A 17,393-nucleotide genomic window follows, 5' to 3' on the forward strand; every position below is an offset into this window, starting at 1 on the left:
AGAAGGTACTAATGATATAGTAAATAGTTCATTAAAAGACACTCTTAACATAGTAGCTACCGCTGACATTTGGACTGATATTTCAAATAAAGGCGTTAACAAAGGAGTTGCTTTAAAACAACTTATGGAAACTGATAATATATCAAAAGAAGAAACTATGGTTCTTGGAGATTATTACAATGATATAGAAATGCTTGCTGAGGCTGAATACAGCTTTGTAATGGAAAATGCTCCAGAAGACATGAAACAATATGGAAAATACATAGCTGCAAGTAATGAAGAGCACGGAGTTTTAAGGGCAATACTTGAATATGCACTTTAAACTATACTTAATTCTATATAATATACCGAAATAAGAAACATGTTTATTCTGTAGGACTAGTGAAAATTTTGCTGGAGAACACTAAAAGAGGTTGCACCCGCTTCTGTTTGCTCCTAATATTCATTGGGACAAGCAAAAGTGGTACAACCTCTAGAGAAAACTCGACTCACATTCGCTCCCTGAGTAAGTGATTCACACCAAATCATAGATTTGGGCTCTCTACTTAAGTGTTTTCATCAGCTTATTTTCACATGCCTATTTCACAAACACGTGTCTTATTTATTTGTTATAGATGACACAATCATAAATTACACTTAAACTATGAAATATCTCCCAACCAGAAATGAGTAATATACTTTTGTGGAATGTTTCATTGGTAATTTTGATGGATGTGATTTTTGGCTATAAGTTGTTCCAAATGTGCTAGTTCAAAAAGTGAGAATCGAAATTTTATATTTCGTTCTTCGAACTTTCTCTGTGAGCGCTTGTTCTTTGAGGCTAGCACTTTGGGTGCAACTTATAGCCTTAAAATCACCCAACAAAATTACCAAGAAACTGGAACGAAAGTATATTACTCATTTCGGTGAGGTATACGCATAAGTATATGTTATAGTTTTGTTATCTATAAATAAGAGAATCTCTAAGTACATTTATACAATAACTATAATAAACTCATCTGCTCCACTTCTGGTTCTTTAAATGAGGATATGCTTACTCCAATAAGTCTTACTTCTTCATTAAGTGCTTCGCTTTCTAGTAATTCTTCCGCGACTTTAAATATTTCTTCTTGTGCTCCAATATAATTGATTAGGGTTTTGCTTCTTGTGTGATTTTCAAAATCTTTTGTTTTAAATTTTAAAGTCACTGTTTTCCCAAGAACATTTTTTCTATTCAATACATCTTCTATTTCATAAGAAAATTCTTTAATATATTCACGCAGCTCTTCTTTATTTTTAGTGTCAAACTTTAATGTCTTCTCTTTTCCCACAGACTTTCTTTCACGTATATTCTCAACTTTCCTGTTATCGATGCCTCTAATTCGTTCAAATATTTCAATTCCATTCTTGCCCAGGTATTCAATATAAAATTCCTTTGGCATATTATATAAATCTTTTATGTAGTATATCCCCATATTATTGAATTTAGCTACTGATACCTTACCTAAACCATGGATCTTTGATATAGGAAGTGGAAAAAGAATATCTGGAACCATTTCTTTTTTTATCTCCTTAATCCCATTTGGCTTATTCCAGTCTGATGCTAGTTTTGCTAGGAATTTATTATAAGATATACCAATAGATAATGTTAATCCTACCTCTCTAAAAACTTTATTTTTAATATATCTTGCAGCCTCCATACCATTTTTAATATGCCCTTGAGACAAGTCTAGGAATCCTTCATCTATAGATACAGGTTCAACTAGAGATGTCACATCATTAAATACCCTAAATATTTCCTGCGAAACCTTGGTGTACTTACCATACCTCCCCGAAACAAATATTCCATTAGGACATTTTTCTCTGGCCATGAATATTGGCATAGCTGAATGTATTCCAAATTTTCTTGCTTCATATGAACATGTAGATACAACACCTCTCTCACTTACCCCGCCCACAATAACAGGCTTTCCTCTAAGTTCTGGATTATCTCTTTGTTCAACTGATGCAAAAAAAGCATCCATATCTACATGCAGTATTTGATTTTCCATTAAAATAACCACCTCATTATGATCACAATTTCTATAATATATTATAGCCTAAACAGAGTGTAAGTTATATAACTTACACCTTCAAAGAAATCATTGCATCTATCTTTTATTGCGTAAATTTATAATTTATATAAGGTTTTGTACTCAATCTTGCTTTTATTAGGTAATTTACTTTATACTTATTAAAAAATTACCTAATTTCATTTGACATATGGTATAATAATAAAGTATTTTAAGTATAATAGCGTTATTAGCGATATTATTATGTAAAGGAGTAATTATTATGGGTTTTAAAGAAAAAATAAGCAGTAAATTTGGTAACTATTTTCAAAATGCTTATATTGAAAAATATGGTGATAGAATAACAAGTATTTCTGGAACTGTCTTGTCTGTAAAGCTTATCGAAAAGAGTTACATTATCTTCAATAGATTAATGGTTGAAATGGTTATTAAGCCTGAAGTTGGTAAGAAAGTTGTTAAGTGCTGGTATAAAAAGAATAGATGGTTTAAAAAACCTGAATTTATACAAGTAAAGCAAGGCAATAAAGTTATAGTCATGGGCGTTACAGGTGATAAAAACAGTAAAAAAGAAAATTCTCAAGAAGTTCAAATTATGAATCTATTAAATCTTACAACAAAGAAAGATCTAATCCCAATTGACCATAGCCAAATAAAAAAATCACGTCAACAAGCAAATGGTATGATGAGAAGATAATCAAAGTATCGTGAAGAACCTGAAATATAAACATACTTGCAGTATGATGATGATTTAAGTTTACTGCAAACAACCGAACGGGAATATATGTGTTTACTCCGGTTCCTAGAAGATTTTGCTGGGTTATTCTAAGATTATAAGTTGCATCCAAAGTGCTTGCCTCAAAGACTACGCTTTTGAACAAGCACATTTGGAACAACTTATAATCTAGAATAACAGCCAGCAAAATCTTCTTATGAACACTCCGTAAAAACATATATTCCCGTTCTTTGTTTTGTAGTAAGTCTAAAATAAGAATATATTAATGCAAGTATTTTTTATATTTCTCTGGTTAGCAATACCTTTAATGAAGAATATTCAATACTTTTCATACAGTTTATATCTTTATAATAAAAGGGTCATATATTAATTGGTAAGTATATATGCAATACTTAAAGTGTTAGCAAGACAAAGAAATAGAATACATATATGTGGAGCAGGCATTGAAAAATGAACTACTGGAATATCTTAATGGAGAGTTGTTCCACTTTTGCTTGTCCTGTGCTCGTCACAGGAGCATGCAGCAGTGGTGCAACTTTCCATTTAGATATTCCTAGTGAGATTTTTCATAGTCCTGAGGAACATATATGTATTCTGTTTCGTTTGTCTACCTCATCATTTTAAGTTCTTCACAATACCTTAATATTTAGATTTAATTAATAGATATACACTATTAATAAATGCAATTATTCCAGAGAAGAACATTACAATAAGCCACTGATTTAATGAAAGCGCAACTGTATGGAATACATTTTGTAAAAATGGTACATATAATACTGAGCACATTAATGATATAGATATTGCAACAGCACCAACTAAATATGGATTTGTGAATAATTTAATTTGGAAAATAGAATGTCTTTCTGATCTACATTCAAATACATGTATTAATTGAGACATAACTAATGTGCAAAGTGCTAGAGTTCTGCATGTTTCCAAATTCATTTTATAATATCTTCCTACCATAAATGATAATAAGGTACATAGACCTATCAATGATCCTCTAATTACTATTTTTTCTACTAATCCTCTTGCAAATATGCTTTCCTTTTTCTCTCTTGGAGGTTGTCTCATAATGTCTTGTTCTGGTGGATCAACACCAAGCGCAATTGCTGGAAGTCCATCAGTCGCTAAATTTACAAGGAGAATTTGTATTGGACTTAATGGATTTGGCAAGTAAAATAATGTGGCCAAAAACATTGTTAATACTTCTCCGAGGTTGCAGGATAGTAAATACCTTATGAATTTTCTTATATTATCGTAAATTATTCTTCCTTCTTCTACTGCCGCAACTATAGTTGAAAAATTATCATCCATAAGAATCATTGATGATGCTTCCTTAGTTACATCCGTACCTGAAATTCCCATTGCAATTCCTATATCTGACTCTTTAATAGCAGGTGCATCATTTACACCATCTCCAGTCATAGCAACAATATTTCCCTTTTTCTTAAAGGCTCTAACAATTCTTAACTTATGATTAGGTGAAACCCTCGCAAAAACTCTTATTTTCTTTATTTTTCCCTCTAACTCTAGATCACTTATTTCTTCTATTTCCTCTCCTGTCATAACCTGATCTGCTGTACTACAAATGTTTAAAGATTTAGCTATAGCAAGAGCCGTATTCTGATGATCTCCTGTTATCATTATAGGCTTTATTCCTGCGAGCTTACATCTTAGCACTGCATCCCTAGCTTCTTCTCTAGGAGGGTCTATACTGCCTGTTACACCTATAAAAATTAGGTTTTGTTCTAATTTATCTCCCTTTGTTATATTCTCCTCTTTATATGCTGCTGCAATACACCTTAGTGCTCTTGAAGACATTGCAGTAACAAAATCAATTACTTGCTTTTTCTTTTGATATGTCAAAGGCTTAATTTTATTATTTTCTAGTATAAAATCGCATCTCTCGATTATTCTTTCAGGAGCACCTTTTACATAGCAAGTATCTTTATTCCCCTCTTTAATTATAACTGACATCATTTTTCTGTTAGAATCAAATGGGATATCAAATGTTCTATTAGCACTGTTAACAAAGCCTTCAAGTCCTTTGACATCGTTAAAAAACATATTTATTAATGCTGTCTCAGTTGGATCTCCATGAAGCGCTTCACTCATTTTATTTTTAGTAAAGTCGTAATTGCAATCATTGCAGTAAACAAGTGTTTTCATAAGCTTTCCATAGTCAGTTAATTTCTCTTTTTCTAACTCATGGATTCTTCCATTTAAATATACCTCTTTTACTGTCATTTTGTTTTGTGTTAAAGTTCCTGTTTTATCTGAACATATCACTGAAGTGCACCCTAGAGTTTCCACTGCTGGCAGCTTCCTTACAAGTGCATTTTTCTTGAGCATTCTTGATACTCCGAGTGCTAACGAAACTGTCACAATGGCAGCTAAACCCTCAGGAATTGCCGCAACCGCAAGGCTCACTCCTAGCAAAAACATCTCTGTTACATCATTCCCTCTTATAATTCCCATTGCAGTAACTGCTGCACATATTATAAGACAAATAACAACTAAGATTTTACCTAGAGAATCTAGTCTTTTATTTAAAGGAGACTTTTCCTCTTCAATATTTTGAATTAAATCTGCTATTTTACCCATTTCGGTATTCATTCCAATACAGTCAACCTTAAATAATCCTTTACCTTTTACAACTGTAGTTCCCATAAATCCTTCATTATTTTTCTTTGATTCCTTTTTTCCGCCTTCAACTTTTAATTTTTTTCTATCAATTTTATAATTACAAGATTCTTTATTTACGCCAACTGATTCTCCAGTTAATAACGATTCATCTACAACAACACCAGAACTTTCAACAAAAAATCCATCAGCCGGTATTCTATCTCCAGCTTCTAGAATAACAGCATCTCCAATTGTCAAATAAATTGAGTTTATTATTTTTATACTAGAATCCCTTAAAACCTTGCAAGTCGGTGCTGCTAATTCTTTTAATGCTTCTAATGATTTTTCAGTTCTAAATTCTTGTACAAATCCTAATATTGCATTGATAACAACTATTATTAGTATAGTAATTGCATCTGCCTTATCTCCAATAACCCCTGAAATTATCGTTGATGCTATTAGCACCCACACTATAAAATCATTGAACTGAGATAAGAATATCTTAAGTGCTGATGCCTTATTATGGTGCTTCAATTCATTAAGTCCAAAGTTCTTAATTCTCTTCTCTGCTTCCTTAGTGCTAAGACCAGATGTCAACTCTTTTTCTTGTATCACAACTTTTCCTCCTAATATCGAACTTTATATTCTATATATATTTACCTTTAGAAAAGTTATGCACCTTTTAAAAAATATTGTGAAGAACTTAAAGTGATCAGATAAACAACCGAAATAGAATACATATATGTTCCTCAGGACTATGAAAAATCTCGCTAGGAATATCTAAATGTAAAGTTGCACCACTTCTGCATGCCCCTGTGACAAGCACAGGACAAGCAAAAGTGGAACAACTTCCCATTAAAATATTCCAGCAGCTCATTTTTCAATGCCTGCTCCACATATATGTATTCTATTTCTTTGTTTTTCCGTCACTTTACATATTTCTCTAACTAAAGCCACTTTATTTAATAATGGAAAACAGAATTCATTAAGGTATCACTAACTAATCGCAGGAATATAAAAATACTTGCCTAAATATCATTTACTTTAAATTTACACTAAACTAGAAAGAGAATATATGTTTTTACGGAGTGTTCATCAGAAGATTTTACTGGTCGTGATTCTTAGAATATAAGTTGTTCCAAATATGCTAGTTCAAATTTATTTTTGAGGCCAGCATTTTGGGTGCAACTTATATTCTTAGAATCACCCAGTAAAATCTTCAGTGAACCGGAGTAAACACATATATTCTCTTTCGATTGTTTAGAAGTAATTTTAAAGCATCTCCAATTTGCAAGTATTTTTATATTTCGCGTTTTTGGTAATACTTTTTTTGAATAAATTATTTCATAGAATTAACTACATTTGTAAGTGGTGGTATTACTTGTTTCTTTCTCGATAATACTCCAGGTAAAAATGCCATTGAATCATTTAATTCAACATTGAATGTTTTTTCAACAAAATCATGTCTTTCACCTGCTACTAATACTTGTGATCCTTCTTTAAGTATGTCCGTTAAAAGAAGCATAACTACATTATAACCCTTGCTATCTGCTTCACTTTGCATGAAACTTAGCATTTCATCTTTTAATGGCATAAATCCATCAATATCCATAGTATTAACTTGAGCTACTCCAACCTTTACTTCTCCCATAGAAAATGGTTTAAAGTCTTGATTAAATATTTGAGATACGCTCTTTCCTTTTAAAGAAGTTCCTGCTTTAAACATTTCCTTAGCAAATTCTTCAAGGCTTTCTATTCCCGCAATTTCAGCTAATTTTTTACATGTTACCCTATCTTGTTCTGTGCAAGTTGGGCTTTTAAATAATAAAGTATCTGAAATTATAGCTCCACATAACAAACCGGCAACTTCTTTAGATGGAGTTATATTATGCTCAAAATAGCATTTACCAACTATAGTTGAAGAACTTCCTAATGGTTCATTTCTGAAAAATATAGGATTACTTGTTTGTATATCTGCAACTCTATGGTGATCTATAATTTCAAGAACCTCTGCCTCTTCTAATCCATCAACAGATTGACCTCTTTCATTATGATCTACTTGGATAACCTTTTTCTTATGATTTGAAATAAGATGATATCTTGAAACAGTTCCAATAACTCTTTCATCTTCATCAATTACTGGATAACTATGATATCTAGTTTCAGCCATGATGTCCTTAATATCGTCAATTAAATCATACTTTGAAAATGATATTAAATTATCAGTAGCCATAACATATCCTACTGGTATACTTTGAATCAATAATCTTGATGCTGTAAAGGAATCATGAGGTGTACTTATTACAGTAACACCATTTTCTTTAGCTTTAGAAAATAAATCTGGTGCAAGCTCATGTGAACCAGTAATTATTATTAATGATGTTTTTATATCAATTAAAGCTTCTTGTACATCGTGTCTATCTCCAACGATTGCGATATCGCCCTCATCAACGAATTCTTTTAAACTATCTGGCTGCATTGCTGTAACAGCAATTTTACCTTTAAATATTTTACAATCTTTATTTATGTATATACTGTTAGCTGAAAGTGTATCCAATATATTCCCAATAGATGTTTTACTTTTCGCTAATATATTATTATCCCATATATCCATGTACGAAGATGTTAAATTTGAAATTGAAAGAATCCCTGCCAATCTTCCGTGATTATCAACTACTGGTAGAGACTTAATGTGATTATCTCTCATAATATTCCAAGCCATTTTCAATGAAATATTTGATGTTATTGGATTTATTGTATCAATATCTAAATCTTCCAATCTAAGTCTTACTGTTTTTAATAATCTCGGAGCTTCAACCTTAAAGTAATCTAAAATAAATTGTGTTTCAGCATTTACATTTCCTAACCTTACAGGTATAGCTGGAAGGTTACTAATCTTATTTTTAAATGCCGCATATCCATAAGCAGCACAAATAGAGTCTGAATCAGGATTTTTATGTCCAGTTACATAAACTACATTTTCCAAAATAATTCCTCCTACAATTTTTTCTTTTATTTAGGCACATGAAAATAGGTTAGCAAATAGAATTGTTATTTTTTGAATGCGCCTTAAATAAATCATACATATTCATTTTACTTATAAACTCAAATTATGTAAAGACTTAATTCTGTTTACAAAAAACACTGTAGATAAATAATGCTTAACTTATACTTATGTGTAGCTTACCGAAATAAGTAACATATTGTGTTTCGGTTTCTAGGAATTTTGTGGATGATTCTACGATTAGAGGTTGCACCCACAACGCTTGCCTCAACATGGGAAACTCGACTCACATTCGTTCGCTGAGTAAGTTCGAATGACCAAATCCAAGATTTGGATTCTCACTTAAGCGTTGAACAAGCATCGTGGAACAACCTCTAATCATAAACTAACTTTATACTTTGAAATATAGCCAAACTAGAAATGAGTAGTATACTTTTGTGTAATGTTTCATAAGGAATTTTTATGGTAGTGATTCTTAGAATGAAAGTTGTTCCAAATATGCTAGTTCAAAGCGTAGTCTTTGAGGCTAGCATTTTGGGCACAACTTTTGTTCTTAGAATCACCCATAAAAATTCCTTAGAAACTGGAACAAAAGTATACTACTCATTTCGGTGAGTTTATCTCATACTATTTATCATACTCCAAAGATCATCAGCTGTTGTAATTGCTTTAGAACTTAATTGGAAAGCTCTTTGAGTAAGTATAACATCTGAAAATACCTCTGCTGTATTTACATTTGATCCTTCTAAAGCTCCTTGGACAACATTATAATCATTACTTAGCGTTACCTGTGCATCTGAAGCAGGAGTGAAATAACTATTTCCTAGAGGATTAAAACTCTTATCTCCTATAGCTGTAAAAATAGGAATCTTACCAATTTTAACCTCGTTTCCATCAACTTGCGTTGATATTCCACCATCTTTGTCTATAGATATATTTTTGCTATCTAACGCAGGATTTCCTTCTGAAAACCCATTTTCATATTCAACATATACCTTTGCTCCATTAGTATCTACTAGACTTCCGCTTGAATCAATTTTAAAACTACCATCTCTAGTATATACTATATTTCCACTAGCTTGAGTAAGTGCAAAATATCCCTTTCCATCTATCGCCAAATCTGTTTTTTGTCCTGTTATTAAAAGATTTCCTTGTTCATTTGTTGCATAATTTACACCTAGTTTAACTCCAGTGCCCGTTACTGAACTTTTGTCCACAAGTGGCGTACCATTCCTATTTAAAGATTCTGTCAATAGGTCTTTAAATCCTACATCTGTACTTTTATATCCCGTCGTTGTACTATTTACTAAATCATTAGATAGATAGTCTAACTTTTCTTGATATGCAGTTAGTCCACTTTTCCCTGTAGCAAAAATATTGAACATAATTATCTCCTCCTCTAAGCTTTAGTTTATACACGCCCTAATTCACTCGCAGCTTTTTGAACAGTTTCGTCTTGCATCTTTACAAATTTCTGATTTGTTTCAAACTGTCTCTTTATCTCCATAAGTTTAACTAGTTCTGCTGACGGATCAACATTTGATCCTTCAAGGAAATTTTGTCTTACATTAACTGTAGAATTATAGATTGGATTTTGCTGAGTGATATAGTTATCTCCAAGTGGCTCCATTGCATTATAATCGCTAAAATCAGCTGTCAGCATTTTATGAGTAACACCTATACCATCAATATTCACATTATTTTCTGCATCTACAGAAAACTTTGAATTGCCTATATATATAGGCTCCCTTGCACCAGTAGCACTATTTACTCCTAACACTTCACATCTGTCATTAGTTATTAAATACCCTTGTTCATTAATCTTAAAATTTCCATCTCTTGTATAAACTTCTTGACCGCTAGGGTTTCTAGCAACAAAAAATCCTCTTCCATCTATAGCAAAATCAGTCATACTATCTGTAGCCTTAAAAGTACCTTGTGTAAAAACTGTTTCTACATCATTAACTTTTACACCCATATTTAAGTTTCCGATATTGTTTTTAACATACTTATCTCCCACAAGCTTCTGTCTATTAGATATCATAACATCTTCAAAGCTGCTTTTAGTGAGTTCTCTTTTTTTATAGCCTGTATTATTTACATTGGCAATATTATTTGTAGTTACTTCTTGTTCATTTTGAAGTGCAATCAAACCTGAAACTGAAGTATAGAATCCTCTAATCAACCTAATCCTCTCCTTTTAAAATAGATTTACGTTCACTCTCATAAATCATTCCTAATCCCCTAGCTTTTTCTTCTATTTGACTATCAGAAAGACTAGCAGTATATTTATATCCAAACATACAGATAACGCCTAAAACTAAACCTATTCCGATTCCTAATAAAATCCTTTTGTTACTGAGAAATACAATAATATCTTTTATTTTTTGAATAAACCTTTTACTAATAGTACTTCCCCCTTACTAACAGATAATTTATGACATATTTCCTCTTCTGTTAACCCTTGATTTATAAGTTCTTTAATTTTCTGTGTTTTATTACTATCCATTTTTCTTGAAAAATCAATTTCGGATATTATGCCATCTTTTATACTTAAATCTAAAGATAAATTTTCATCTACATTATCTGTAATATTATTTTCTTCTTCACTCTTCTCAATTTCATAATTATTTTCTTCACTATTTATATTAATAATATTATTTTCTGTTTCATTTAAATAGTTGATACTTTCTATATCTTCTCTATTTTCGTATGTCTTTTTACTTTTCTTAATTAAATTCATGTTGATTTTTATATCTAATATTTCTTCCTGCAATTCAGTTAAACTCTCAGCTATATCTCTTCTTAATATACCAATCTCCATCTTATAATCGTTTAATTCTTCCTTATTGTCTTCTAAAACACTTCTAAATGATATCTTTACACTATCATCATATTGTTCTTTCTTATCTTCAAGCTTTATAGCACGATAACTATAAACTATTAGGACCACCCCTATAATTAATAATATTAATGGCATAAAACACCTCTTCTAGAATTTTGCTACGCAAAATTAGTGAATGATTAATCAATATAGTGTAATTTTTTCATACAATCTCTTAAGCTGCTAATAGCTCTACTATGTAATTGGCAAACTCTAGACTCAGATACACTCAATACTGCTCCAATTTCCTTTAATGTTAGTCCTTCATGGTAATACAGATTTAATATAGTCCTGTCCTTCTCTTTAAGTAAGTTTATGGCTTCTGCTAATATTTCTAATTGTTCTTTGTCTTGAACATATGTATCCGGACTTGGACTACTCTTATCCTCTAAAATCCCAATAAGATTTACATCCTCATCATCTGAAAAAATAACGCTTTCTAATGATACCATTGAAATATAATTTATGTAATTCTCAATTTCTGCAACTTCATTCAAAGAAATTTCTAAATATTTTGCTATTTCATCATTTGTAGGTTCTCTTAATAACTTCAACTGTAAGGTATCAATAGCCTTATTATATCTATTCAGTTTGTCCATCGCCCCTTTAGATATAGGTCTATTTTTCCTCAATTCATCTATCATCGTCCCCTTAATTCTTATAGACGCATAAGATGAAAACTTCATTCCCTTTGTCTGGTCAAATTTATTTAAAGCATCCATAAGTCCAATCATTCCATAGCTCACTAAATCCTCATATTCCATATATTTGTTTTTTCCAAACATAACCCTAGAGGCAATATATTTAACTAGCGGAATATATTCTTGTATTATTTGCTCTTTTCCATCTACACTTTTCACTGCTTGCATACCCTTATTACCCCCTGCATTTCATCAACTTATCATTTATCCATGTTCTTATATGCTCTACTACCAAAGTTTAAGTATATAAGAACCGATAGACAATAAATATTTTTGTTTACTTTTATATCATAGTCTGCTTATAAGACCTTATTCTCAATTCTTCTTAACAATCTTTTACTAAGGCACTATCAAAAAAATAACAAGTCAATATGCCTGCCTATTTTACATCATCCTGCGTCAGCAGATTGCACTAATAGCCCGCTATGAGCCCAATCTACTTCCTTGCCTAATGCAAAATAGCCTCGGCAAATTTGGACCTGTTATTTTCTTTCATGTGCCTAAATCTATAAATTTGTTCTTTGTCTTCTAGATATTTCAAATAATTCCTGGATTATTTTCTCGCTTTGAGCTGGAGTAATATCAATAAATCTCAAACCACATAACTTCTCTTTATCCGCAGTGTTTTCAATCCTCACAATATCACATTTTATTTCAGCTTGAATCTTACTTAACCTCAGATTAATAAGAAGTAAATCACTTTCTTTAATGTCACGCTTAAGTTTAAGCTTTAATCCGCCACCGCTTAAATTAACCATTGTACCTTCTTCGTAAGGTATATTATCAAAATCTTCTTCATCTATATCAGTGATTATTTTATATTCAACTGTATCTAATACACTAACTCTAAAAAAGTTCCTTCTTTGTATTTTTTTTATGTCAAAAGGAAGTGAAACTTTATAATATATTATGCTTCCTTCTTTTCCCCTAGAAATTACCGTTGAATAAAAATTGAAACATCCACCCTCATCTAAGTAAGAGTTCATTTCAATCTTTTCTCCTGAATGTAACATTAAGTAGTCACCCTCGTAAACAGGTAAATTTATCCTCATGGAATCATCTTCCACATCCATAATTAGAGCTTTATATGGTTTTTCATTTACAACAACTTCTATTCTATCATTAACTTTTAAGGTAAAACCCTTCACCTGAAATCCCCCTATGAAAAAATATTAAATAAACGCTTAAATAGTCCTTTTGCTCCATTTGATGAACTCACATCTTGTCCCATAATTTTCATGGCAATATTGTCAATATTTTTAGCCGCATCGCAATTTGGATACAATACTACAAATGGTTTTTGCTGCCTTACACTTTGTACTAACTTTTTATCTTCTAATATGCACCCTAAATATTCTACATTCATTTTAAGAAATTTGCTCACAGCTCTATTAAACTTGTTAAACGTATCTTGACCTTCTTCTTCAGTAAATGCTTTATTAACTATTATTTTTGCTTCTGACTTTAGTTTATAATGGTCTGTTGCTTTAATCAAACTATAACCATCTGTAAGTGAAGTCGGCTCCGGAGTAATGACAATAATTAAATCTTCGGATGCTCCAATAAATGATAAAATATCTTTATTAACTCCAGCCCCTGTATCCATTAATATATAATCATACTCATCTAGTGTTTCAAGTTTTCCTAAAAATAACTCTTTTTCTTCTTCACTTAATTCTTGAGTCTTACTTAAAGCTGAACCTGCTGGAACTAAGTGTACCCCATTTGTTCCTTCTATAATTATATCCTGTATTTCTAAGTCAGTAAATACAATATCAAATATATTATGCTTGGGATATAACCCCATTAATACATCATCATTCCCCATCCCTAAATCAGCGTCAAATATTAAAACTTTATTACCTTTATCTTGAAGAGTTATAGCTAAATTCACAACAAAATTACTTTTACCAACTCCACCTTTTCCAGATGTTACTGTTATTATTTTGGCATGCTTTTTCTTATCTTCCTCTTGATTAATTAATTTTCTTAATGATTCTGCCTGGTCTAGCATAAAATTTCCTCCCCTAGGATGAAACTTGCAATTTCTTCTTTTGTAGGTACTATTATATCATCTGGTACATTTTGCCCTGTCGTTATAAAACTAATTGGTTTATTAGCAATTCTAGCTATGTTATATAGTGATCCATACACTGAAGTTTCATCAAGCTTCGTAATTATAATATTATCGTATTCAAGTTCTGCATACCCTTTTAAAATACTTTTTATGTCACTATTTTTTGTAGTTGCACTTATTACCATATTTACATGGTCAGGATTTGCTTTTTGAACAAAAGCTCTAAGTTCAGAAATTTGCATCGCATTCTTACTACTTCTTCCTGTTGTATCTATAAGAATTACATCACATTCTTTCATATATTCTATTGCATCTTCCATTTCCTTCATTGTAATCACTACTTTAAATGGAATATTCATTATCTCTGCATATGTTTTAAGCTGCTCTATTGCACCAATTCTATATGTATCTACTGTAATTAGTCCAACCCTTTTCTTTTCGATAAGAGCAAGTCTTCCTGCAAGCTTTGCTATTGTAGTTGTTTTACCCACCCCAGTTGGGCCCACTAACACTACCCTGCCACTTATACTTTTTCTAGATACTAAGATATCTCTTTCAAAAATATCTCTTAGTAACTCTGTTTCATTTAACTCTTCTTCAGAATTTGAATTTATTGATTGCACAATTTCATCTTGAAGCTCCTCATCTACTTCCAAACTCTTTAGTCTCTCTTTTATATAGCTTTCAGAACCACTTTCGTCAGAAGAATTATTCTTTATTACCTTATTTAATAAGTTTTTTAATTCACTCATTTCTTTATGTATAGATTGTATATTTGAATCTTCTCTTTCGGTATTTACCGATATATTTTCTTGTAGTTTACTTGGTATAAATTCTTCCCTTACTGGATTATATTTTGCTGTTTCTTTTTCAACATTTGCATTATGCTCTCTTATCCTATCTCTTATGGCGTCAGCCTTTTCAATCTCTTCATTATGAACTGATTCCCTAGTAATTAATATTTCATCTTGCATAAGCTTTTTGATACTTTCCAAAGAATTTTGAAATTCATCATTCTTTCGGTGATATCTTCTTTCAGCATTATCACGCTCTCTATCTGGACTTGTTAAATTTTCAACAGCAGCTGTAACTTCAATCACTTTTTTCGAAAAAAATCCCTTAACTCCTGGTTTCCTTACTTTTCTTTGATTAATTATAATAGCATCTTTCCCTAGTTCATATCTAATACGAGTCAAACCTTCATTCATGTTTTTCACAAGATATTTCTTAATAACCATCTATATTCTTACGACTCCTTCACTATTAATTTGAACATCATTTGGAATTTCATTTAATGAAATTACCATAATATGAGGAAATACCATTTCAATTAATTTTCTAAATACAGGCCTTATATTGGGAGAAACTAATATAATAGGCTGATTATTGTAAAAATAAACTGATTCCACTGTATTTTTAATACCAGTAAGTATTCTTGTAGTTGTGTCTGGATTTACTGTAGGGAACGAGCCTTGCGCAGATTTTTGAGTATTATTTGCAATTATTTCTTCAATATCTGGATCCAAGGTTACTACCGTAATTGTCCTATTTTCATCTACTACTTGATTGCAAATAGTCCTAGCCAATGCAAATCTAACATACTCAGTTAATAATTCTATATCTCTTGTATTTTTGGAATTATCAGCTAGAGATTCCATTATAGTTACAATATCTTTAATTGGAACTTTTTCTCTAAGCAAATTCTGTAATACTTTTTGAAGTTCTCCAATGCTTAAAAGGTCAGGTATTAGTTCTTCAACAACTGCACTATATTTCTCTCTTGCATTATCAACAATAAGTTTAACTTCTTGTCTTCCAAGTAATTCATATGAGTGAGTTTTTATCGTTTCAGTTAAATGCGTTACCATAACTGTTGTTGGGTCAACTACTGTTAATCCCTTAATTTCTGCCTCTTCTCTTTGATCCTTATTAATCCAAACAGCTGGAAGGCCAAAGGTTGGTTCCATTGTTTTTATTCCTGGTATATCCGAATTTTCTCCAGTTGGATCCATGCAAAGTAACATGCTTGGCATTAATTCTGACGATACAATCATTGTTCCTCTAATTTTTACTATATATTCATTGGTTTTAAGTTGAAGATTATCCCTAATCCTTATAGGTTGCACTACAATCCCCATCTCTATAGCGCATTGCCTTCTAACAGACGCTATTCTTTGTAATAAATCTCCTCCTGAGGCTTCATCTGCAAGTGGTATAAGACCATATCCTATCTCAACCTCCATTGGTTCTACAGATATCAGATTCATAACATTTTCTGGTTCTTTTCGTTCCGCTTGAATGATTTCTTCTTCTTCTGAGACAAACTCCTGTATTTCTTTAGCTGCAGCATCTTTATAGAGCAGATACGTTAATGTTCCCATTGCTATAGATGCAGCGAAGAATGGAATTTTAGGCATACTTGGTATAATTCCTAAGAATAACATTACGGCACTTGCAATTCCTGTTGCCACCGGGAAAGCTGTCAATTGTTGAGTCAAAGTATTTCCTAAGTTTTCTGAACTTCCTGAACGAGTAACTAAAATACCTGAAGCTGTTGATATAAGTAACGCTGGAACTTGGCTCACTAGTCCATCACCAACGGTAAGTATAACATATGTCTGAGCCGCCTGAGCCGCACTCATGTTTTTCTGAAGCACTCCTATTATGATGCCTCCTATTACATTAATAATAGTTATGATGATACCTGCTATAGCATCCCCTTTAACGAACTTAGATGCACCATCCATAGCTCCATAGAAATCTGCTTCTGACTGTAAGTCCAATCTTCTTTTTTTGGCAACGGCTTCATCAATCATACCAGAATTTAAATCCGCGTCTATACTCATTTGTTTACCTGGCATTGCATCAAGTGTAAATCTTGCAGATACTTCTGCAACTCTTCCTGCACCGTTTGTGATTACCATAAATTGTATTACCACAATAATTAAAAATATAATAATACCAACTACATAATTCCCACCAATAACGAAATTACCAAATGCTGTTATAATGGTTCCAGCATCTGCCTCTGTAAGTATTAATCTTGTTGATGATATATTAAGTGCCAATCTAAATAAAGTAGTAACAAGCAGTAAAGTCGGGAAGACTGATAGCTGCAATACATTCGTTGTGAACATAGTTATTAAAATGATAATTATAGAAATTGTTATATTTAGCGCTAGAAGTAAATCCAGTGCAAACTTTGGTAGTGGTATTATTATCATAAGAACTATAGTTATTACACCAAAGGCCACTATTACATCAAAGTTATTTTTTATATCTAGTTTTCTATTACCAAATTCCAATACAATAAAC

The 17,393-nt window shown here is 31.6% G+C and carries 13 protein-coding genes; 2 read left to right on the forward strand and 11 right to left on the reverse strand.

Annotation, left to right across the window (positions count from 1 at the left end; translation table 11 throughout):
• A partial coding sequence (locus CLCHR_RS05560; protein WP_139376213.1) for an HAD-IIB family hydrolase occupies positions 1 to 322 on the forward strand: 322 nt, incomplete at its 5' end.
• 661 nt (positions 323 to 983) lie between these two features.
• Here the strand turns inward: CLCHR_RS05560 and CLCHR_RS05565 are convergent.
• Positions 984 to 2,030, reverse strand: coding sequence for a DNA polymerase IV (locus CLCHR_RS05565; protein WP_079438712.1), 1,047 nt, complete (start codon positions 2,028 to 2,030; stop codon positions 984 to 986).
• 283 nt (positions 2,031 to 2,313) lie between these two features.
• On the opposite strand from CLCHR_RS05565, the gene CLCHR_RS05570 reads away from it, so the two are divergent.
• A complete protein-coding gene (locus CLCHR_RS05570) occupies positions 2,314 to 2,745 on the forward strand; it encodes a hypothetical protein (RefSeq protein ID WP_079438713.1) in 432 nt (143 codons plus the stop codon).
• 678 nt (positions 2,746 to 3,423) lie between these two features.
• Here the strand turns inward: CLCHR_RS05570 and CLCHR_RS05575 are convergent.
• The 10 genes from CLCHR_RS05575 to flhA all read right to left on the reverse strand — a co-directional run bounded on the left by CLCHR_RS05575 (position 3,424) and on the right by flhA (position 17,383).
• The gene (locus tag CLCHR_RS05575; RefSeq protein ID WP_079438714.1) at positions 3,424 to 6,027 is read right to left on the reverse strand and encodes a calcium-translocating P-type ATPase, SERCA-type; all 2,604 of its coding nucleotides are present in this window, start codon (positions 6,025 to 6,027) and stop codon (positions 3,424 to 3,426) included.
• Positions 6,028 to 6,751: 724 nt separating this feature from the next.
• Positions 6,752 to 8,398, reverse strand: a complete 1,647-nt coding sequence (locus CLCHR_RS05580; RefSeq protein ID WP_079438715.1) for a putative manganese-dependent inorganic diphosphatase — start codon at positions 8,396 to 8,398, stop codon at positions 6,752 to 6,754.
• A gap of 635 nt (positions 8,399 to 9,033) precedes the next feature.
• Positions 9,034 to 9,801, reverse strand: coding sequence for a flagellar hook-basal body complex protein (locus CLCHR_RS05585; protein WP_079438716.1), 768 nt, complete (start codon positions 9,799 to 9,801; stop codon positions 9,034 to 9,036).
• Between the two features lie 26 nt (positions 9,802 to 9,827).
• Complete coding sequence (locus CLCHR_RS05590; protein WP_079438717.1) at positions 9,828 to 10,601, reverse strand: flagellar basal-body rod protein FlgG; 774 nt, start codon at positions 10,599 to 10,601, stop codon at positions 9,828 to 9,830.
• 195 nt (positions 10,602 to 10,796) lie between these two features.
• Positions 10,797 to 11,396, reverse strand: coding sequence for a hypothetical protein (locus CLCHR_RS05595; RefSeq protein ID WP_079438718.1), 600 nt, complete (start codon positions 11,394 to 11,396; stop codon positions 10,797 to 10,799).
• Positions 11,397 to 11,440: 44 nt separating this feature from the next.
• Positions 11,441 to 12,169: a FliA/WhiG family RNA polymerase sigma factor gene (locus tag CLCHR_RS05600; protein ID WP_079438719.1), complete on the reverse strand. Its 729-nt coding sequence runs from the start codon at positions 12,167 to 12,169 to the stop codon at positions 11,441 to 11,443.
• Positions 12,170 to 12,507: 338 nt separating this feature from the next.
• The gene (locus CLCHR_RS05605) at positions 12,508 to 13,149 is read right to left on the reverse strand and encodes a flagellar brake protein (protein ID WP_139376214.1); all 642 of its coding nucleotides are present in this window, start codon (positions 13,147 to 13,149) and stop codon (positions 12,508 to 12,510) included.
• Between the two features lie 11 nt (positions 13,150 to 13,160).
• Complete coding sequence (locus tag CLCHR_RS05610; RefSeq protein WP_079438720.1) at positions 13,161 to 14,015, reverse strand: MinD/ParA family protein; 855 nt, start codon at positions 14,013 to 14,015, stop codon at positions 13,161 to 13,163.
• Positions 14,009 to 15,316, reverse strand: a complete 1,308-nt coding sequence (flhF, locus tag CLCHR_RS05615; protein WP_079438721.1) for a flagellar biosynthesis GTPase FlhF — start codon at positions 15,314 to 15,316, stop codon at positions 14,009 to 14,011. The genes CLCHR_RS05610 and flhF overlap by 7 nt, the downstream gene beginning before the upstream one ends.
• A complete protein-coding gene (flhA, locus tag CLCHR_RS05620; RefSeq protein ID WP_079438722.1) occupies positions 15,317 to 17,383 on the reverse strand; it encodes a flagellar biosynthesis protein FlhA in 2,067 nt (688 codons plus the stop codon).
• Positions 17,384 to 17,393: the final 10 nt, after the last annotated feature.

The sequence above is a fragment of the Clostridium chromiireducens genome (genome assembly GCF_002029255.1).
Taxonomy (GTDB): Bacteria; Bacillota; Clostridia; order Clostridiales; family Clostridiaceae; genus Clostridium; species Clostridium chromiireducens.

Coding starts and splice junctions, on each gene's coding strand:
- CLCHR_RS05565 (WP_079438712.1), bottom strand. CDS start 2,030: ATGGAAAATCAAATACTGCATGTAGATATGGATGCTTTTTTTGCATCA.
- CLCHR_RS05570 (WP_079438713.1), top strand. CDS start 2,314: ATGGGTTTTAAAGAAAAAATAAGCAGTAAATTTGGTAACTATTTTCAA.
- CLCHR_RS05600 (WP_079438719.1), bottom strand. CDS start 12,169: ATGCAAGCAGTGAAAAGTGTAGATGGAAAAGAGCAAATAATACAAGAA.
- flhF (WP_079438721.1), bottom strand. CDS start 15,316: ATGGTTATTAAGAAATATCTTGTGAAAAACATGAATGAAGGTTTGACT.
- CLCHR_RS05585 (WP_079438716.1), bottom strand. CDS start 9,801: ATGTTCAATATTTTTGCTACAGGGAAAAGTGGACTAACTGCATATCAA.
- CLCHR_RS05595 (WP_079438718.1), bottom strand. CDS start 11,396: ATGCCATTAATATTATTAATTATAGGGGTGGTCCTAATAGTTTATAGT.
- CLCHR_RS05610 (WP_079438720.1), bottom strand. CDS start 14,015: ATGCTAGACCAGGCAGAATCATTAAGAAAATTAATTAATCAAGAGGAA.